Below are 19,126 nucleotides of genomic sequence, written 5' to 3'. Positions count from 1 at the left end.
GCATTTACGGATACGAAAGTAGAGTCGTTGGTTGATGCCGCTAATTGTGTTTTCAAGTTTTGGATATTAGCCAATGTAGCTGCAGTATCTTTTGAACTTGGTCTCGCATCGATAAGGATGTAGTCTACGGTGCGAGTTTCTTCTTCATTTCTGAATAAGTTTTTGTATTTGTTGTAATATTCTTTGTAGTCTGCATCGGTTAGTTTGATGTCTGCATCGTTTACTGATGAATAGTCAAGTAATACGTATTTGAAGTTCGCCAATTTATTTTTGGCGGTGTATTCATCTTGAGCTTCCAATGCAGTAACATATAGTGATGATGCTACTAGGGTAGAGTATTTCTCTGCAAGACGTTGCGAGCGGATTTGCTCTAGCATAGCATCCCATTGTTGACGAACTTGAGGGTTGTTTTTTGCTTCAGTGATTACTTGCGACAAGTAATTTCTGTCGAAAGCTCCTGTCTGAGGGTTAGTGAATGTCTGTACGATTTGTTGAGCTGGGTTAGGACCGGTGATCAAATCGTTGAATTCATTTTTGCCTACAGTAATTCCGATTTTTTCGATTTCAGCGTTCAACAATTCTTGCGAAACCATCTGATTCCAAACTTGTTGAACAGCGAAATTTTTGAGCTGTGGAGTTTCTACTCCTCCCATTTGTTGTTGGTAGTTTAAGGCAGTTTGTTCTACCATGGCATTGAATTCATTGTAGTCAATGCTTCTGCCATTAATGTTACCTACCTGATTTTGTGATTTAGCCCATAGAGGTACTCCCGATTGTAAAGCATCTCCTAATAAAAACGCAAGAATTGCTAAACCGATGACGATGATCACTAATCCCGCACGGTTACGCAAATTACCCATTAATCCCATATTTCGTAAATTGTATTTATGTGTTCTTTAGTTATTTAAATTGACTTGTTTTTTTTAACAAGGCGCAAGATACAATTTTTATAAAAAAAAAAGCATATAAAATATATGCTAATTCCAAAAGTGTTATTTCTTTTTTTTAGGTTATAATTTTATTGGCCGAAACTAGGCAAGGCACTTTTGTTTGAAGGAATATAGAAACCTGACATTTCCTGTGCTTCTATATTGCGAAAATCCAAGTCCGAACGGAATGACGAGGCTTGGAAACTACCACGGTTGTCTTTGAATTCGAAGGTGATAGGTGCATTATTGTAATATATCTTTTGGTTTTCGTCATATGATGATTTCTTCCGACTTGATGATAGAGCCGTCGGCCATAGTGATGACCACGTTCTTATGGAATTCGGTGATTCCTTCTTTGGTCTTCTGTATGCCGTAATCCGACTTTATACGTTGTGTTTCTTTACCTTGTTCGTCGAAGAAGATAATCTGTAATCCTTTTTCGAATTCGTAATTATTGTTTCGTCCAGCTGTTGTGTCGTGATAGATTTTCATTTCAGGACCTGTGAGCTGGGCTTTGACGATGGCCGAATCGCTATAGATTATACGCACATCTTTGTAGGTGTCCACCGCCTCTTCAGCCTGTATGTTTTCTATGGCCTTGATATCTTTCATGTTCATTTTCACAGGCCGTAAATAATAAAAGCCCTATTATGCTGAATGATAATAGGGGTGCAATATGTTTGCGTATATACATGCTGTTAATCATAACTTCTTCTTTGGAACCAAAGGTCATTGATGTTGAATCCAATGTTGATGTTAATGTAACGCTCTCTTACAAGGTTGTTACGCAATGTACCTTGCTGCCCAATCTCTGCCGAGATATTGATTCGAGAAGAAGTTCTACCGAAGTTGGTCTCTGGAAGAGGCAATCCTAAGCCTACGGTAATGGCCATATCGTTGATGCGCTGTTGAGACGTAGTGATATGTCCCTGATTATATCGGAATCCTAATCTATAGTCTACGATATCCCAGTATTTAAGGGAGGTAGGGTCCGGCTTAAACTGACCTCCAATGGCAAACCCGTAATTTTTTCCTAAGGCATTTTCGCCGACACGGGTTTGGTAATATGACCAGTCTGCATATTTGAAGTCAGCACCGATCATCCAAGAGTAGCCTTTAGATAGGGTGATTCCTACATTATGCTTCAGTGGTAAGTTGATGTTGCGTTTTGTTGCTGGTGCCTGTGGCAAAGAGTCCAACGGCACATTTTCGTAGTCCGGATCCAGTGAAGGCTGGGTACGAGTTATGAGCTGTGACGTAGTTTCTTTCACGGTATTGTTCAGCGATCCTGAATAGCCTATGGTGAGGTTATGTTTTCGGCTGACCGCCAAAGAATACTGTACGCCGTAATCTACAGTAAGACCGCGGATAAGGCGTGTTTCTTGCAGTTTGGTGTTCAACGCTTCGTAGTCGTCAGGGAATGTTACGGAAAGGTTATCTTTCAGCTCACCGAATAGGAATCCCGCATTACCACCTATGCTAAGCCCTTTGAAAGGAGAGAAGCCGTAGCCAACAAACGCTTTGATTCAGTCCTCCTTCTCCGTAAGAAGTCTGTTTTGTTACTTATAGATCCGTTTGTTTTATACTCCGTTTTGTTGTAGCCTATGTCCGAATAAGGCATCAGACCGAAGGCCACGCCGTGGTTACGCGCTATGGAGAAAGCATAGCCGAAATGCGAAAATGCAAAGTCGGCCGTATTATCGGATGCTGAATTTTTTGTAAGTTGTGTGATATTGCCATATAATCCCGCATCGAGTATGGTTCTATTGAGCGCTGAATAACTTGCTGGATTGGCTACGTTAAGTACAGGCAATCCGGCTTGATATCTTACTGCTGCTGAAATTCCTCCCATAGATCGGGTCTGTGGCAGCAGGTCTTCGCGCATCTGTCCTATACCGAATTTAGAATATGGGGAGTGGGAAGTGGTTTCCTGTGCTTGAATAGAAGATGCAGAACACAGCAGTGCTGTCCCCAGAATCCATTTTATCGCTTTTTTGGCACTCAATATATTTGACTGTCTATACATATATTTATTTCGAATCCTATTATGGGATTATATTTTACCGTGTTAGGCCAATAATATTACTAACTTTTTTATTTGATACAAAACTATCTATTTTTCTACGAATACCTTAGTCAATTTTGTTAAAAAAGGTTAATCGTTTATAAATTAGTTTTTTACATAAATTGAAAATATAAAATGGTCAGTATAATGACTACATATATTCCTTCATAAAGCCATTTTATCTTGGCATAAGAAAAATAATAAGCCAGATAAATAGCTAAGGGTGGAGCACAGAGCAAGAAATGATTGATATTTATCTTCTCGTTCAGATAAAAAGATGCTCCAATAAGTATCAGCATGTAAAAAAGCAGCTGAAAAGATTTGCGTAGATAGAATGATACTACGAAAATATTGTTCCTTGATAACTAGCAGGAACAAAAACATGGCGATTACCAATGGTATAAGAACCAGATAGTCGTGATAGTCTACGTTCAGTCCTGTAGGTAAGGGATTAGCGAAAGGCTTGAAGATAGCTAAAAACTCTTCAAAGCGATCATACCAATAATAAACTACTCCCAGCAGAAAATAAACTACGCCGAATCCCAGGATCGGAGTTATCCATTCTCTCCAGATAAAAGGACGGAATACGATTAAAGCTATCCACAGCAGTAAAAGCATGACAATAAACGGGAAGTATATCAGGCTTCCGACGGCAACGATCATGCCCAGATCGAACATGAGTAACTTTACATCCGGTTGTTTATAAATGTTGAATAGCTTATCCAGCATCCATATGGTGATGAAATTACACAACAGCGTAGGTGACAGGATTAGGAAGGGAAGGAACACGCTGACCAACGTCATAAAGAGTAGTGCGGTCAGGAAGGAAGGCTTCCCCAGAAAGTTGTAATGGTTGATAATCCGGTTTAAGAAAAATGCCTGCAGCAACGTCAGTATAAGCGTGATGATGACGTTGGACTGTGGAGAAAGGTTCTTTCCAAAAGAAATGTTTAACAGGTTGTCCACAGCCGGCTCCAGAAAAAAGGGCTGCAGCTGCTCCGGCAGATGTAAAAAGGCTCCCAAACACAAAAAAGTACCTATCACACATACCCAAAAGATGTTGATAGGCGTAAATTTTCTGAGTTGGTTTATGATCATAGTGCTTTTTCAAATAAAACTGAAAGACTATTTGTCTTCCAATTTCTTTATTCTTCTGTCTATGGTAAACAAAAATATGTACATGCCGATAACGATGGTAAGGATAACGCATACCACTACCCAAATCTTACCGGAGCTTCTTAGACCGGTAGCCATCTCCACGGTGTTGTTGTCTTGCGCAAAAGCAGCACATATGTTGAACAGCATTAAAGCCCATGCAAGAGATAATTTTTTCATCGCTTATTGAATTTTATTTGCTTTGTTTTCTAAAAGACGCAATCTAAAACGTAAAGTTAATACCCACACGCCAGTGAGTATCCATCCTATCACGGCAGTATAGAACACTGGACGCATATTGTTGTCCATATCTAGGTCACCGAAGGTAGAATTTCCGCCGCTGCCCGGGTGTAAAGAGTCTGTAAGTTTTGGTAAGATATACAACAGTACCACCATGATGGGGAAGGCAAAGATGTTGTACACAGCAGATATTTTTGCTCTTTTTTGCTCTTCTTCCAGTGCATTACGTAACACCAGATACGCTAAGTACATCAACGTGGCTATGGCCGATCCATTGAGTTTAGGGTCGTTAGGCCAAGGTTCTCCCCAAGTGATGTTGGCCCATTGCATACCTGTCAACAAGCCGAAGAAGCAAAAAACGATACCCGTGTTTACGGCTTCCACAGCCATGGTGTCGTGCTCCATCTTTCCTCCGTTAAGGTATTTGATGCTGTATATGACGGAAATTAAATACAGCGTCAGCATGGTAAACCACATAGGTACGTGGAAGTATACATTACGGATGGATTCGTGCAATATATACAGCTCTGGCACCGGTCCCATTATTCCTGCAACAATGGTTGAACAAATCATCACTGCAGCAAGAACTTTCCACCAATTTTTTCTCATTTCAGCTAAAAATTTAATCCCTCCAAAGGTACGGAAATAACAATAAAGATATGGTAATAGTTATGACATTAATTGCAAGCAGGACGGCAATTTCGCTGAAACTTATGCTGCGGTCCAAGCCTTGCAAAGCATTATTAGCTAGCTTAATCAGCACAATAAGTAAAGGAATAATTACGGGGAAGGCCAGAATAGCCATGATTGTACTGTTGTTGCCTGTTTTGGAGCTGATTCCTGAAACCATAGTAAATACCGTTGCGAAGCTTATACTTCCTAGCAGTACTGCCACGAAATAAAGCAAAGGATCTCCTACGGGATTTTTGAAGATAAGGGAGTAGGTGACGTAGGCGATGACCGAAAGAAGGATCATCAGCAAGGTGTTGTAAATGATTTTGGAGAGGATGATAGCCTTAGGACTCGTGATAGCGTAATAGTAAAGAAGCCGATATTGGCTCTCCTGAACAAACGAGCGGCTTATGGCATTGATGGAAGCGAAAAGAAGGATAATCCAAAACAGAGCATTCCACATTAATGTGTCATCTACAGTCTTGAATGCCTGATAACATACGAAGACTGTAGACACTACATATAATATAATGCTGTTGATAGCATGTTTGGAACGCCATTCTAAAATTAAATCCTTGTGGACTAACGTTTTGACCTCTTTCAAAAGATTCATGTGCGACAAAGATACACAATTTTGAAAAAGGAACTTTGATTTAAGTTAGGCTTTAGAAATTTCAGATTTTGCTTTGTCGGCGATGTCTTCTGCCTGATAGGTAATGTCGTTGGCTGCTTCTGAAGCTTTCTGAGCCCAATTTGATGCTTTGCTTGACATTTTATCGATGACGTCCTTACTTACATCTTTAGCTTTTGCCGTTAATTTCTCCAGCTCTTCTTTTGATTTTGCTGCCAACTTAGCCGCTCTTTTAGATTCTTTTTTGGAAATATCTTTTAACGACTTGGTTAAGTCTTTAATCCCTGAATTGGCTTTGTCCAATGTCTTTTTGCCATCTTCTGTTGCCAATAAATAATATGCCGCAGTACCTACTGCTAAACCTAACAATGCGAACGCTACTAATCCATTTCTATTTTTCATAATATTCGATTTTGTTTAATATAAAATTCTATTAATCAGTATTTATACTAAACAAGTATCATTCCAAAAAGTTTTTCCCTTTTGGAAGAGATGGACTTAGCCTTCTCCTATTTTTTGTGAAGATTGTAGGGTGTAGAGATGGTGATATAAGCCTGATCCTTTGGCCAGCAGCTGTTCATGGCTACCGCTTTCAGCTACAACGCCATCTTCTATGACGATAATGTTGTCTGCACTTTTAATGGTTGAAAGCCGGTGCGCAATGATGATAGAAGTTCGGTTTTTCATGAGCTCTTCCAATGCTTCCTGCACGAGGCGTTCCGACTCGGAATCCAATGCGGAGGTAGCCTCATCGAGGATAAGGATGGAAGGGTCTTTCAAAAGCGCTCTTGCAATGGCGATGCGCTGGCGTTGTCCTCCGGAGAGCTTTACACCTCGTTCACCTACTACGGTATCATAACCTTCTGGGAAGCTCATGATAAAGTCATGGGCATTAGCTCTTTTCGCTGCTTCGATGATGCTTTCAGGGTCGGCTTCCAGACGTCCGTAGTTAATGTTTTCACGTATGGTGCCGCCGAAAAGAAGGACATCTTGCGGTACTATGGCCACCTGATTACGGATATCTGTCAAGGAGTATTGTGAGGCTTCGATATCGTCGTAATAGATATGTCCTTTGCTAGGTTTGTAGAACTGTAAGATGAGAGATGCTAAGGTAGACTTGCCGGCCCCCGAAGGTCCTACGATGGCAATTTTTTCTCCGGCCTTGGCACTGAAGGAAATACCTTTAAGAATATTGATGTCCGGTCTTGACGGGTAAGCAAAATGTACATCCTGGAAAGTAAGCTTTCCCTTAATGCGTTTTACGATATCTTTATTGCTTTCATCGATGGTGATGTCTTCTGTTGTTTCGTTAAGAATTTCGATGACCCTTTCGCTGGCTCCTAAGGCGCGTTGTACACTGGCATACAGCTCAGGAAAGCTTCCCATAGATCCGGCGACAAACATGGAATAGAGGATGTAGGTGGTAAGATCTCCTACGGAAATCTCCCCGCTAGATACTAGGGAGGCCCCATACCATATTACAGCAATGACTGCTCCGAAGATACAGAAGATGATGAAGGAAGCAAAAAGTCCACGGAAGGTAGCACCTTTGATAGCTAGTTTGACTACATTGTCCAGCTTTTTGCCGTAGCGCTGTGCTTCGTAATATTCGTTTACAAAAGCTTTGACATTGGTGATGCCTAACAATGTTTCTTGTACAATGCTGTTGGAGTCAGCAAGCTGATCCTGTGTTTTTCGTGACAGATTGCGGATAAATCTTCCGAAAAAGATGGCGCAGACGATAAGGATAGGGAGTATACTGAGATTCATTAGAGCCAATTTCGGCGATACCCAGATTAAGAGCAGGACGCCGATGGTGAGGCTGATAGTCTGACGTATCATCTCAGCCAATGTTGTGGTGAGCGTGTCCTGGATTTGGGAAAGGTCGGCCGAGAGTCTGCTGTTGAGCTCGCCCACTCTTCTGTTGGCAAAGAAGTCTACAGGGAGAGCGATAAGTTTGAGGTAGGAATCACGACGTATGTTGGCAAGGGCTTTTTCAGAAATTTCTACAAAAAGACGGATGCGGAAAAAAGACATGATCGATTGGAACAAAAGTATACACAGTGCCACCAACCCTATATAAAAGACGCTAGGTTCTAGCCAAGGATAGGTCTGCTTACCCTGCGAAGCGTCTATCATAGCACCTAAAAGGGCAGGAAGGGTAAGCATCGTTAAGCTCGACAATACCAAAAATACCATGCCTACCACAAATTTGGTTTTATAAGGCGTCAGGTACGAGAAGATTTCTAATGCTTTCTTAAGAAGTTCCTTGTTAATCTTTGGTTTTGGTAATTCTTCAGCATGCGAATCGCCACTATTCAATCTCGGTCTTGCCATTTTCGTCAACTTAGTCCTTAATAGGCGACAAAGGTACATATAATCGCCTAGGATGCTATCAAACTTTCGTCACATTTTTTGCTCTAAGACGTGTATAAAGGTAGATAATAATACCTATCAACACTAATGTTACAAAGATAAATAAGGAAAGATAGGAGCTGCTTTGGTGTTCTTCCTGTTCCAAGGTATTTATTTTCTCTTTGAGTCTTTCGTTTTCCTGCTGCAGTTTGCTGATAGTCTTCATATATGCCGTTACCTGTTGGTCGTATTCTGTGGCCATACGTTGGTAGCGTTCGCGTTCGCTGTCTTTAAGGTCTAGCAGCTTTCTTGTTTCGATAAAAATGTTGTTGTCATTGATGACTATTTCTTTAAGAATATCTATGGAGCGTTGCATATCTCCTTTTGACTTGAATAAGCCGAAGATACCTGTTTTCTGTTTCAAGGATTCGTCATATTCGCCAAATTTACGGCTCCGCTCATTTAGGAGTTGGTTCACACGCTGACGTTGATCTTCGAAAGCATTGATGCTGTCCGATGACGTGTGAGCATAATTTTGTAGAGTTAATCCCCACAAGAATAGAAAAAGGAATGTTAGTCTTAGTCTCATTTGTCTGCTGTTGATGGACATAAGACTAAAAATACTCTTTTTCGTTTAATTATAAAGCTAGTCGATAAACTCCACCATAATAGTTTCGTCCGGGTAGAGACCTAGCAGGCTGCTGGCGTTACCTTTGTTGATGGCTATTTCAAGATAGTTGGAGATGCCGAAGAGACACAGTTTTTCTCCTTCTGCCACTTCATTATAGTGCCAGCTCATCTTGTTGATGGTTTCGTTGCGTTTGAAGTGGAGGATGAAGTTACGTCCTCGCTGCACTTGGTTGAATAACTCTTTGCTGATATTGCTGATTACATTGCCAAAAGAGTCGATGTAGGACACGTGACCTTTGATGATGTTTCCCTCGATAATAGGGAGCAGAGTAACCTTCTGCACTGGGGATTCAATGGCGGGGCCCAGCTCTTTTATGTCTTTGCCGGAGGCAATGTGACAGGCTGCTTTCACCAATATGTCTGCCAGGGGGAAGTGTAGGAATCGAAGGTCTTGCATCAGCTCGATTTCTACTAAATCTTCCGGTTTGTTTTCGCCGAGGATAATGCTGAAAATGCCATTGTCCGCCCCAACGAAATAATGGCCGTCATATTTCATGGCGATATAGCGGTTCCCTTCTTGAAACACAGTGTCTATACCGATAAGGTGTACTGTGTTTTTTGGGAAGTAGTGGTAAGCATTTTGCAAAACAAATGCTGCATGCTGTATGTTGAAGGAAGGGATTTCATGAGTAATGTCTACCAATCTCACATCAGGAAGCAAGGAAATAATGCTTCCTTTAAGTGCCGCTTGATAAAAGTCGCGATACCCAAGATCAGTTGTTAACGTAATTACACTCATTTTTTATTGTTAGTGCGTAAGATGAACGCAACTATGCTATTCCTTAATATTATCCCGAAAAACGAATACAAAGGTAAGAAAATACCCTTTGTCGAATGTCTTTATTGTGTTTAAAATAATGATTTTTTTTGGAATTAGTGACAGTCAGAATATTAGTTTGTATTTTTGTTAGGAAGAAGGAAATATATTCCTCGAAAGATTGAAATTTGTTAAAAGTTAAAACATATAAAAGAAAGAAAATTTGAGTGAATTAGTAGTAAATTTAGAGAATGTCAATCTTGTCGCTTTGTGGGGAGCACAGAATGAGAATTTTGAATTCATCAAGTCCAGATTTCCAAAGCTGCGTTTAATAGCTCGAGGTACGGAGCTTAAGGTGCTTGGGGAAGAGGCAGAGCAAAAAGCGTTTGAAAGCAAGTTTTCCGACATTCTTGATCATGTCTCCAAATTTGACAATATAGAGTCCATGCAGCTGGAGGAGTTTCTCGGAGGCCAGATGAAGGGAGAAGTTGCCAAGAAGGAGAAGATAGAAGCTTCATCTACAGCGAAAGGGGAGCCTATAGTCTACGGACCTAACGGCCTGATTGTGCGTGCACGCACACCGAATCAGCGCAAGATGGTGGAAAGTATAAATAAAAATGATATACTTTTTGCCATAGGACCTGCGGGTACCGGAAAGACCTATACTGCGGTAGCCTTGGCAGTGAGAGCTTTGCGAAATAAGGAAATCAAAAGGATTATATTGACACGCCCTGCCGTGGAGGCCGGTGAAAATTTAGGCTTTCTACCAGGCGACCTTAAAGAGAAGGTGGATCCATATCTTCGTCCTCTATATGATGCTTTGGACGACATGATTCCAGCTGAAAAGCTTAAAGGATATCTTGAAAACAGGACCATAGAGGTAGCACCACTGGCATTCATGCGTGGTCGTACCTTGGACAACTGTTTCGTGATATTGGATGAGGCGCAGAACGCTACAGATATGCAGCTCAAGATGTTCTTGACCCGTATGGGGCCTTCTGCCAAATTCATCGTAACAGGGGACCTTACGCAGGTCGATTTGCCTAAGAAAAATCAGTCTGGATTGGCTACGGCGATAAAGATCCTAGACAATATTGAAGGCATTGATATAGTATATCTGACAGGAGGGGATGTGGTGCGCCACAAGCTTGTAAAACGTATCCTCGAAGCATACGGAGATTTGAATAAATAGAAAAATAGTATATAAAGACACAAGGGTGTCATAACAAAAAATATGAGCGCAATTAAGGAAACCAACTTTACGTTTGAGAAGCAAACAGCATTTTACAGAGGAAAAGTAAGAGACGTTTATACTATTGACAATCAGTACTTGGTGATGGTCGCTTCGGACCGTATATCGGCTTTCGATGTGGTATTGCCAAAGCCTATTCCTTATAAAGGGCAGGTGTTGAATCAGATAGCAGCAAAATTTTTGAAAGCTACGGAAGATATACTACCGAACTGGGTGATTTCCGTGCCGGATCCTTCGGTGACGGTAGGACATCTGTGTGAACCTTTCAAGGTGGAAATGGTGATCCGCGGCTACCTTTCGGGACATGCTTGGCGTACCTATCGCGACGGAGGGCGTGTGCTATGTGGGGTTACACTTCCAGAAGGATTGAAAGAAAATGACAAGCTACCGGAACCTATCATTACGCCTACGACAAAAGCTGACGTAGGGCACGACGAAGATATCTCCAAAGAAGAAATCATCGCTCGTGGTATTGTAAGTAAAGAAGATTACGAGCAGTTAGAAAAATATGCACATGCCTTATTCCAGAGAGGTACCGAAATTGCTAAAGAACGTGGCTTGATTTTGGTAGATACCAAGTACGAATTCGGAAAGAAAGACGGTCAAATTTATTTGATGGACGAAATCCATACGCCGGATTCTTCTCGCTATTTCTATCTAGAAGGCTATGAAGAAAGACAGGCCAAAGGAGAGCCACAGCGACAGCTGTCGAAGGAGTTCGTTCGTCAATGGCTTATTGAAAACGGTTTCCAAGGGAAAGAAGGACAGCAAGTACCTGAAATGACAGATGAAATCATTCAATCTATTTCGGAGCGCTACATCGAATTGTACGAACATATTACGGGCGAAAAATTCCAATATCCTGAAGAGGGTGATGTATTAGCGCGTGTGGAATCCAATATTAATAAGGCCTTGGCCAATTTATAAACTATTAACTTAAATGTAAGCTGAATTATGAGATACACAATAGATAAGCATGAAAGGTATGTTGTTATAGAACCTTTGCGCGAATTGATAGACGGCGAAGCTGCCAATTTTTTGAAAGGTGAGTTTATGCTGCGCAATACCGCAGGACAGCGTAATATTGTGTTGGACCTCAATCAAGTTCAGCGAATTACGGAAGAAGGATTAAGAATGGGCCTCCTGGCGCACAGACTTTGCAAAGCTGCGGGAGGTCTTTTTATCATCGTTCATATTAATAAAGAGGTTGAAGAGTTGCTGAAGGTCTTACATCTGGACAAACATTTTACTATTCTACCATCTTTGTCGGATGCTGAAGATATGATTTTCGGGAACGAGTTGCATCGCGATCTTTTGGGGGGAGAATAGTTTATGAGGTTTGAAGTTTTGATTTTGGGCAACAGTTCGGCAACGCCTATCTTTGAAAGACATCCCACAGCCCAAATAATAAATTTCAATGAACAGTATTTTCTGATTGACTGTGGAGAAGGAACCCAGATGCAGATGCATCGCTATGGGGTCAAGAGTAACAAAATTTCTCATATTTTTATCAGCCATCTTCATGGTGACCATTATCTCGGACTTATAGGTCTTCTCTCGTCGATGAACCTGCATGGACGGACGGCAGACCTTCATCTCTATGGCCCATCCGTGTTGATAGATATTATCAATCTGCAATTGAAGTATTCGGATACACGCCTTCAATATAATCTTATTTTTCAGCCCACCAATCCCGACCAGGAGGAAGTCCTTTATCGGAGTGAAAAACTTACAGTGCGCTCATTCCCGTTGAAACACCGCGTTCCGACGACCGGCTTTCGTTTTGATGAAGGACCACGTTCTGCATCTCTGATTCGCGAGAAAATTGAAAAGCTGAACATTCCCAAAGTTTTCTTCGGGATGCTCAAGCGCGGCATAGACTGTGTAGATGTGGATGGCACGGTTTACAAGGCTGCCGAACTTACAATGCCAGCTCCGGCATCACGAAGCTATGCTTACTGTTCGGACACCCGAGCCTTTGAAAAGTATGTAGACAGCATTCGCGGCGTGGACTTGCTGTACCATGAAAGCACCTTTCTGCATGAGCTGGTAGACAGGGCGGAAGAGACGTGTCACTCTACCTGCAAGGAGGCAGGGATGGTGGCTAGACAGGTCGAAGCCAAGAAGCTGCTGCTAGGGCATTATTCGGCAAGATATAAAGATCTTACTCCTTTACTCGAAGAAGCACAATTAGAATTTGTCAATACAGAGTTGAGTTTTGAAGGAAAATGGTATAAAGTTTAGTGTTTTTGTGTAATTTTCCTCATATTTACGCCTTAATTTTAACAGGCTCTAATTATGTCTTTTAACTTAGAAAATCTTTTACGGGACAATATCAAAAAGTTGGTCCCATATTCTTCTGCTCGCGATGAGTTCAAGGGTGAAGCATCAGTGCTGTTGGATGCCAATGAAAATGCTTTCGGTTCACCGCTATCCCATGCATACAACCGCTATCCGGATCCATTGCAGCATCAAGTTAAAAGCAAGCTTTCGAAGATTAAAGGTGTTCCTTCAGAAAATATTTTCTTAGGAAATGGTAGCGACGAGGCTATAGATATTCTGTTCAGAGCTTTCTGCCGTCCGGGGGGTGATAATGTTATTCTAGTTCCTCCTACCTACGGCATGTATGAGGTGTCTGCCAACATCAATGATGTGGAAGTCCGAAAGGTTAACCTTACTTCGGACTATCAGCTGGATTTAGATGGCATTGCTGCAGCGGTGGATGAGAATACCAAGCTGATTTTTATCTGTTCGCCAAACAACCCTACAGGTAATAGCATTCACCGTAAGGATATAGAAACCATTTTGGTGAATTTCAAGGGTATTGTCGTCATCGACGAAGCGTATATCAACTTTTCGAAGCAACGTTCCTTTACCCAAGAACTTGCCGAGTATCCGAATTTGGTGATTTTGCAAACACTCTCTAAGGCATGGGGCTTGGCGGCGCTGCGTCTGGGAATGGCTTTTGCCAGCAAAGATATTATCGCTGATTTTCAATAAGATCAAGCCTCCTTACAACATCAATCAGGCTACGCAGGATTTGGTGTTGGAAGCCTTGGAAAATGTGGATCAGGTCAATGCTTGGATTAAAGAGACGGTAGCGGAACGCGAAAACCTGGTTACCGCACTTTCGACTATTGAACAAGTACATCATATTACTCCTTCCGATGCTAACTTTATCTTGGTGAAGCTGGAAGAACCTCGTGAGCTGTATAACTTTTTAGTAAGTAGAGGTATCATCGTGCGAGACCGTTCGAAGGTAGAACTTTGTGAGGGTTGTCTCCGTATTACTGTAGGTACCGGCGATGAGAATGTTAAATTGATAGAAGCTATTAAGCAATTTTATATATAATCTAGACATGGCAGATTTGATTAAAAGAGTTTTATTTATTGATAGAGATGGAACCTTAATCTTGGAGCCTGAAGATCAACAAATAGATTCTTTTGCTAAGTTGAAATTTTATCCTGGAGCTTTGCAATATTTACCGCGTATAGCCAAGGAACTGGATTTTGAATTGGTGTTGGTATCCAATCAGGATGGTTTAGGTACTGCCTCACATCCTGAGGAGAACTTTTGGCCCGTACATCATTTTGTGATAGATACATTCAAGGGAGAGGGAGTGGTCTTTGCCAAAGAACATATCGATCGCACTTTCCCGCATGAGAATGCCCCTACCCGCAAACCGGGAGTAGGAATGTTGCAGGAATATTTCGACACTACCCAATACAATTTAGCGGAGTCCTTTGTCATTGGCGACCGTGTGAATGATGTAAGGCTGGCACAGAATTTAGGTGCTAAAGCCATTTGGCTGCGCAACAACGACGAGCTAGGCCAAAATGAAGGTGTAGAATTTTCCGAAGAGGTCATAGCTCTGCAGACATCGGACTGGAAGGCTATTTATGAATATCTGAAGCTGGGAACACGTACTGGTGAACATCACCGCAAGACCAACGAGACAGATATATATATCAAATTGAATCTGGATGGTTCGGGTAAGGCTGATATCGATACGGGGCTACCTTTCTTTGACCACATGCTGGATCAGATTGCACGACATGGCGCTTTGGATCTCACCATCAAAACAAAAGGAGACCTGCATATCGATGAGCATCACACTATAGAAGACACGGGCATAGCTTGGGAGAAATATTCTTGAAAGTGCTAGGTGACAAGCGTGGTATAGAGCGTTACAGCTTTACATTGCCGATGGATGACTGTCTGGCACAAGTCGCTTTGGACTTCGGAGGCCGTAACTGGATTGTGTGGGATGCAGAATTCCGACGTGAAAAAATCGGAGACATGCCTACAGAGATGTTCTTCCACTTTTTCAAATCTTTTTCCGATGCAGCAAAATGCAACCTAAACATCAAAGCGGAAGGCGACAATGAGCATCACAAAATAGAGTCTATCTTCAAAGCTTTTGCCAAGGCAATCAAGAAGGCTGTACGTCGTGATGCCGATAATATGCAGTTGCCAAGTACTAAAGGTGTTTTGTAATAATTTAGAAATCCGGGTCAGGTAAGATAATTTATTTGACCTAGTACCATTCTGTAATATGATAGGAATAGTAAACTACGGAGCAGGAAATATATTTTCATTGACAGCTGCACTGGATAGAATCGGTGTAGAACATGGAATGATTAACACCAAAGAAGATTTTGATAAATATAGTCATATCATCATTCCGGGAGTAGGACATGCCGGTGCTGCAATGAAAAAACTGCAGGATACGGGATTGGTGGATACTATTCTTTCATTGAAGAAGCCTGTGCTGGGGATATGTGTGGGTATGCAGCTGATGACTGCCTTTTCTGAAGAAGGTGATGCCGACATGTTGGATATTTTCCCTGTCAGGACGTTACACTTCGGGAAGAGGATACAAGCGAAAGTTCCACACATGGGCTGGAACAGCATTCGTATAGAAAATAATAGTCCTCTTTTTAAGGATATTCCTGATAATAGTTACTTTTACTTCGTACACTCTTATTATATAGAGCGTGATGAAGCTACAGTTGCAGCAACATGTACGTATGATACAGTGTCTTTTGCTGCAGCCTTTCAGCGAGATAACTTTTTCGGAGTGCAGTTTCATCCCGAAAAGTCGGGTAAATTGGGGGAACAACTGTTGTTAAATTTTTCAAGATTCTAAAAATATATAAGCTATGTATATCATTCCAGCGATTGATGTTTTAGACAAAAAGGTAGTTCGTCTGCGTGAAGGAAACTATAACGACGTAACGACTTATGATATTTCATTGGTAGAACAGATCAACAACTATTACGCTAACGGAACGGAGTTGGTCCACATCATCGATTTGAATGGTGCCAAAGGAGATTTCTCTAATCAAGAATACCTTTTTGACATTATCCGTAAAACGGATATGAAGGTACAATATGGAGGTGGTGTACGCAGCATTGAAAAGGTAAAGGAGCTTATCGATGCCGGAATCTACCGTGTAATTGTAGGTACCCAGGCCATCACCAACCCTTCTTTTTTAGAAGAGCTTGCAACGCTGAACAAGGGGCCTGTGAAATATGCCGACCATATCGTGATAGCTATCGACGTGTTGGATGAAGTGATAAAATACTCAGGCTGGCAGGAAAGTTCTCCAGTAAAACTAATGGAGTATATCGATAAATGCTTGACCTTAGGCTTCTTCCGCTTTTTGTGTACGGATATTTCCAAAGATGGAAAGTTGGGCGGCGCCGGTGTGGAATTATACAAAAAATTGTTGGACTACTCCCCAATCATTAAGCTGATCGGTTCGGGTGGAATCTCATCGATGAAAGACATTGAAGAACTTGACGCTTTGGGACGTATGGAGTCTGTAGTCGTGGGAAAAGCCATTTACGAAAATAAAATTACGATCGAAGAGATCAAGGAGTGGAATTTGAAAACATTAATCAAATTCTAAGATGCTGGCAAAACGTATCATACCTTGTTTGGATGTCAAGGACGGCCGTACCGTCAAGGGGGTGAACTTCGTGGATCTGCGTGACGCAGGAGACCCTGTAGAGCTGGCTTGGCAATATTCACAACAGGGAGCTGACGAATTGGTATTTTTGGATATCACGGCGACGCACGAAAAGCGTAAAACCACTATTGACTTGGTGAAGGCGGTGGCTCGACAGGTGAACATTCCCTTCACGATAGGAGGAGGAATCAACGAGATGCGTGATGCGGAAACTCTTCTGAACAGCGGCGCGGACAAGATCTCGATCAACTCGGCGGCGGTACGTAACCCTCAGCTGATCGACGATCTGGCAAAAGCTTTCGGAACACAGTTTGTCGTGGTGGCCGTAGATACGCGTCTGGTGGACGGCAAAAATTATGTTCACTTACGTGGAGGCCGTGATAAGACGGATATCGAGACAGAAAATTGGATAAAAGAAGCGGAAAGTCGTGGAGCTGGCGAGATATTGCTGACCTCGATGGACCATGACGGCACGAAAAATGGCTTTGACAATGGTCTTCTAAAAAAGATCAAATGACTCCATCAATATTCCATTAATCGCGTCGGGAGGTGCCGGCAATCAGCAGCATTTTGTAGATACCTTCCAGATAGCCGATGTAGATGCAGCATTGGCAGCTTCGGTATTTCATTATGGGGAAATATTGATTCCGGAGCTTAAGGAAACATTACGAAAAAATGGTATTATCGTAAGATAATGCTTCAACCATAGTCAATGAAGAATTTTCTCCTTGACGACAAAAACAAAAGAGTCATGATAGATTTTGAAAAAGGAAACGGGTTAGTTCCTGTTATTGTCCAAGATTATCAAACCTTAGAAGTGTTGATGTTGGGTTATATGAACGAAGAAGCTTGGCAGAAAACACAAGAGGAGAAGAAAGTTACTTTTTTCTCCAGAACCAAAAACAGGTTGTGGACAAAGGGTGAGGAAAGCGGTAATTTTTTGTTTGGTAAAAAGTTATCATATAGACTGTGATAAAGATACCATATTGATTAAGGCACAGCCGGTTGGACCTACTTGTCATACCGGTTCCCGTAGCTGCTTTAACACAGAATACAATCAGAATTTCCTGTTTGAGTTAGAACGTATCGTCAACAACCGTTTTGAGTTTCCGACAGAAGAATCGTATGTAAACCGTCTCCGTACGCGAGGTATCAATAAGATTGCGCAAAAGGTGGGTGAAGAGGCTGTGGAAACTGTTATAGCAGCATTGAACGAAACCGAAAAAGACTTTATCAACGAAGCTTCAGACCTGTTGTTCCACCTTATTGTCTTGTTGCGCGAGAAGGGACTATCTTTGGAGGCTATCGCCAAAAATTTGGAAGGTAGACATCAGTAAATTAAATATAAACAGAAAAAATAGGGCTGTCTACACACGTAGACGGCTTTGTTTTTTTTATTACATTACTTCTTAATCTTTTTGTAATATCTTTCGAACATTTCGGTCATCTTCGAAAAGTGTCGTATCTTCGTAGTACATCTTTTTGAGCATATGATAGACATAACACTCGCGAAAACTTTAACGGGACATCAGAATCCCATTTATACACTTGCCGTTGATACACAGCGGAATACTTTATACTCTGCAGGCAACGACAAAGGCATTGTGGAGTGGGATTTGGACAGTTTGCAGTTCAAGCGTGTGTTATGCAATGTACCCTCTTCGGTGTATCATCTTTCGGTATTGGAGGATCGTGATTTGCTGATAGCTTGTTTACGTTCAGGAGGAATCTTGGTCATCCGTAAGGAGGAACCCACATTGGCGGCGAGGCTGACGGTAGAGCAGGGTGCTGTTTTTGTGGCTAAGGCTATACCTTCGAAAAATGAATTGCTGGCTGTGGATGAATACGGTAAGGCCTATGTATGGAGTTTGGAAAGCTTTGAGCTTTTATATTCGTTTAACGTCTCCAATACTACAGTTCGCTGTGCTGCTGTTGATGAAGAAAAAGGTATTGTAGCTCTAGGCGATAAGCTGGGCGAGATACATATTTTAGACCTTCTCGATTATCATCTACGTATTTCTGCGAAGGTGCATACCCATCCTGTTACCAGTCTTGCGTTTGTTGGAGAAGATCTTTTCTCCGGAGGGAGAGATGCCAAGATGTATCGACTGAATGTATTGGACCTGTCCAAAAAGTTGGAAGTGACACCTCATATGTTTACGGTTTATGGCATTGTGCCACTGCCTTATGAGGGTCTTTTTGCGACGGTAAGCCGAGACAAGACATTAAAAGTGTGGGATACGCAGTTTCAGCTTCATAAGAATCTGTCGCGTGACAGAGGTATTGATTCCCATTACCTTTCTATTAATACAGCTTGTTTCCAATACGTCAAAAGGTGAATTATTACCGCGGGAGATGACAAGTTGATAAAGGCTTTACTAGCTTTGGGTCATGGCTGAYTTGG

General features: G+C 41.8%; 19 protein-coding genes and 4 pseudogenes. 11 read left to right on the top strand and 12 right to left on the bottom strand.

The window, feature by feature from the left end; translation table 11 throughout:
- The 12 genes from SD31_RS09720 to SD31_RS09670 form a co-directional block, all read right to left on the bottom strand.
- On the bottom strand, positions 1–869 hold an 869-nt coding region (locus SD31_RS09720; protein ID WP_039053986.1), incomplete at its 3' end, for a SurA N-terminal domain-containing protein.
- A gap of 330 nt (positions 870–1,199) precedes the next feature.
- On the bottom strand, positions 1,200–1,541 hold the full coding sequence (locus tag SD31_RS19030) for a hypothetical protein (protein WP_231561407.1): 342 nt from the start codon (positions 1,539–1,541) through the stop codon (positions 1,200–1,202).
- An 86-nt stretch (positions 1,542–1,627) separates the two neighbouring features.
- Positions 1,628–2,329 carry a hypothetical protein gene (locus tag SD31_RS15360; protein ID WP_052258913.1) on the bottom strand — a complete coding sequence of 234 codons (702 nt, stop codon included), beginning with the start codon at positions 2,327–2,329 and terminating at the stop codon, positions 1,628–1,630.
- Between the two features lie 74 nt (positions 2,330–2,403).
- Entirely contained in the window at positions 2,404–2,934 is a 531-nt protein-coding gene (locus SD31_RS15355; protein ID WP_052258912.1) for a hypothetical protein, read from the bottom strand.
- Between the two features lie 225 nt (positions 2,935–3,159).
- Positions 3,160–4,092 (bottom strand): DUF6427 family protein, encoded by a 933-nt coding sequence (locus tag SD31_RS09705; RefSeq protein WP_231561405.1) that lies wholly within the window; start codon positions 4,090–4,092, stop codon positions 3,160–3,162.
- A gap of 27 nt (positions 4,093–4,119) precedes the next feature.
- Positions 4,120–4,329: a CcmD family protein gene (locus SD31_RS09700; RefSeq protein ID WP_039053982.1), complete on the bottom strand. Its 210-nt coding sequence runs from the start codon at positions 4,327–4,329 to the stop codon at positions 4,120–4,122.
- Between the two features lie 3 nt (positions 4,330–4,332).
- On the bottom strand, positions 4,333–4,998 hold the full coding sequence (ccsA, locus tag SD31_RS09695; protein ID WP_039053981.1) for a cytochrome c biogenesis protein: 666 nt from the start codon (positions 4,996–4,998) through the stop codon (positions 4,333–4,335).
- Positions 4,999–5,011: 13 nt separating this feature from the next.
- A complete protein-coding gene (locus SD31_RS09690; RefSeq protein WP_039053980.1) occupies positions 5,012–5,674 on the bottom strand; it encodes a heme exporter protein CcmB in 663 nt (220 codons plus the stop codon).
- A gap of 45 nt (positions 5,675–5,719) precedes the next feature.
- Positions 5,720–6,094, bottom strand: coding sequence for a YtxH domain-containing protein (locus tag SD31_RS09685; RefSeq protein ID WP_231561404.1), 375 nt, complete (start codon positions 6,092–6,094; stop codon positions 5,720–5,722).
- Between the two features lie 96 nt (positions 6,095–6,190).
- On the bottom strand, positions 6,191–8,029 hold the full coding sequence (locus SD31_RS09680; RefSeq protein ID WP_039053979.1) for an ABC transporter ATP-binding protein: 1,839 nt from the start codon (positions 8,027–8,029) through the stop codon (positions 6,191–6,193).
- Between the two features lie 58 nt (positions 8,030–8,087).
- Positions 8,088–8,603, bottom strand: a complete 516-nt coding sequence (locus SD31_RS09675) for a hypothetical protein (RefSeq protein WP_052258910.1) — start codon at positions 8,601–8,603, stop codon at positions 8,088–8,090.
- Positions 8,604–8,693: 90 nt separating this feature from the next.
- Positions 8,694–9,476 carry an S-adenosyl-l-methionine hydroxide adenosyltransferase family protein gene (locus tag SD31_RS09670; RefSeq protein ID WP_039053978.1) on the bottom strand — a complete coding sequence of 261 codons (783 nt, stop codon included), beginning with the start codon at positions 9,474–9,476 and terminating at the stop codon, positions 8,694–8,696.
- 241 nt (positions 9,477–9,717) lie between these two features.
- Here SD31_RS09670 and SD31_RS09665 point away from each other — a divergent pair, with 241 nt between their 5' ends.
- The 11 genes and pseudogenes from SD31_RS09665 to SD31_RS09615 all read left to right on the top strand — a co-directional run bounded on the left by SD31_RS09665 (position 9,718) and on the right by SD31_RS09615 (position 19,061).
- Complete coding sequence (locus tag SD31_RS09665) at positions 9,718–10,686, top strand: PhoH family protein (RefSeq protein ID WP_039053977.1); 969 nt, start codon at positions 9,718–9,720, stop codon at positions 10,684–10,686.
- Positions 10,687–10,728: 42 nt separating this feature from the next.
- Entirely contained in the window at positions 10,729–11,673 is a 945-nt protein-coding gene (locus SD31_RS09660) for a phosphoribosylaminoimidazolesuccinocarboxamide synthase (protein ID WP_039053976.1), read from the top strand.
- 27 nt (positions 11,674–11,700) lie between these two features.
- Entirely contained in the window at positions 11,701–12,075 is a 375-nt protein-coding gene (locus SD31_RS09655; RefSeq protein WP_039053975.1) for an STAS domain-containing protein, read from the top strand.
- 3 nt (positions 12,076–12,078) lie between these two features.
- Positions 12,079–12,990 carry a ribonuclease Z gene (locus SD31_RS09650; protein WP_039053974.1) on the top strand — a complete coding sequence of 304 codons (912 nt, stop codon included), beginning with the start codon at positions 12,079–12,081 and terminating at the stop codon, positions 12,988–12,990.
- A gap of 54 nt (positions 12,991–13,044) precedes the next feature.
- Positions 13,045–14,098, top strand: a pseudogene (gene hisC, locus SD31_RS09645) (histidinol-phosphate transaminase).
- Between the two features lie 7 nt (positions 14,099–14,105).
- Positions 14,106–15,244: pseudogene (gene hisB, locus SD31_RS09640) on the top strand (bifunctional histidinol-phosphatase/imidazoleglycerol-phosphate dehydratase HisB).
- A gap of 58 nt (positions 15,245–15,302) precedes the next feature.
- Complete coding sequence (gene hisH, locus SD31_RS09635; RefSeq protein ID WP_039053973.1) at positions 15,303–15,896, top strand: imidazole glycerol phosphate synthase subunit HisH; 594 nt, start codon at positions 15,303–15,305, stop codon at positions 15,894–15,896.
- A 13-nt stretch (positions 15,897–15,909) separates the two neighbouring features.
- Positions 15,910–16,662: a HisA/HisF-related TIM barrel protein gene (locus SD31_RS09630; RefSeq protein WP_039053972.1), complete on the top strand. Its 753-nt coding sequence runs from the start codon at positions 15,910–15,912 to the stop codon at positions 16,660–16,662.
- A gap of 1 nt (position 16,663) precedes the next feature.
- A pseudogene (gene hisF / locus SD31_RS09625) lies at positions 16,664–17,417 on the top strand (imidazole glycerol phosphate synthase subunit HisF).
- Between the two features lie 56 nt (positions 17,418–17,473).
- A pseudogene (gene hisIE / locus SD31_RS09620) lies at positions 17,474–18,059 on the top strand (bifunctional phosphoribosyl-AMP cyclohydrolase/phosphoribosyl-ATP diphosphatase HisIE).
- 153 nt (positions 18,060–18,212) lie between these two features.
- Positions 18,213–19,061 carry a WD40 repeat domain-containing protein gene (locus SD31_RS09615; RefSeq protein ID WP_052258908.1) on the top strand — a complete coding sequence of 283 codons (849 nt, stop codon included), beginning with the start codon at positions 18,213–18,215 and terminating at the stop codon, positions 19,059–19,061.
- The last annotated feature ends 65 nt before the right edge of the window (positions 19,062–19,126 follow it).

It is taken from the genome of Sphingobacterium sp. T2, from assembly GCF_000814685.1.
Taxonomy (GTDB): Bacteria; Bacteroidota; Bacteroidia; order Sphingobacteriales; family Sphingobacteriaceae; genus Sphingobacterium; species Sphingobacterium thermophilum.
Note: the sequence above shows the minus strand (reverse complement) of the source record. Positions and strands in the feature narration are given on the sequence as shown.

Bases quoted from the DNA above. Each gene is read 5' to 3' on its own strand.
- SD31_RS19030 (WP_231561407.1), bottom strand. From the start codon at position 1,541: ATGAAAGATATCAAGGCCATAGAAAACATACAGGCTGAAGAGGCGGTG.
- SD31_RS09705 (WP_231561405.1), bottom strand. From the start codon at position 4,092: ATGATCATAAACCAACTCAGAAAATTTACGCCTATCAACATCTTTTGG.
- SD31_RS09700 (WP_039053982.1), bottom strand. From the start codon at position 4,329: ATGAAAAAATTATCTCTTGCATGGGCTTTAATGCTGTTCAACATATGT.
- ccsA (WP_039053981.1), bottom strand. From the start codon at position 4,998: ATGAGAAAAAATTGGTGGAAAGTTCTTGCTGCAGTGATGATTTGTTCA.
- SD31_RS09690 (WP_039053980.1), bottom strand. From the start codon at position 5,674: ATGAATCTTTTGAAAGAGGTCAAAACGTTAGTCCACAAGGATTTAATT.
- SD31_RS09685 (WP_231561404.1), bottom strand. From the start codon at position 6,094: ATGAAAAATAGAAATGGATTAGTAGCGTTCGCATTGTTAGGTTTAGCA.
- SD31_RS09680 (WP_039053979.1), bottom strand. From the start codon at position 8,029: ATGGCAAGACCGAGATTGAATAGTGGCGATTCGCATGCTGAAGAATTA.
- SD31_RS09670 (WP_039053978.1), bottom strand. From the start codon at position 9,476: ATGAGTGTAATTACGTTAACAACTGATCTTGGGTATCGCGACTTTTAT.
- SD31_RS09660 (WP_039053976.1), top strand. From the start codon at position 10,729: ATGAGCGCAATTAAGGAAACCAACTTTACGTTTGAGAAGCAAACAGCA.
- SD31_RS09655 (WP_039053975.1), top strand. From the start codon at position 11,701: ATGAGATACACAATAGATAAGCATGAAAGGTATGTTGTTATAGAACCT.
- SD31_RS09650 (WP_039053974.1), top strand. From the start codon at position 12,079: ATGAGGTTTGAAGTTTTGATTTTGGGCAACAGTTCGGCAACGCCTATC.
- hisH (WP_039053973.1), top strand. From the start codon at position 15,303: ATGATAGGAATAGTAAACTACGGAGCAGGAAATATATTTTCATTGACA.
- SD31_RS09630 (WP_039053972.1), top strand. From the start codon at position 15,910: ATGTATATCATTCCAGCGATTGATGTTTTAGACAAAAAGGTAGTTCGT.
- SD31_RS09615 (WP_052258908.1), top strand. From the start codon at position 18,213: ATGATAGACATAACACTCGCGAAAACTTTAACGGGACATCAGAATCCC.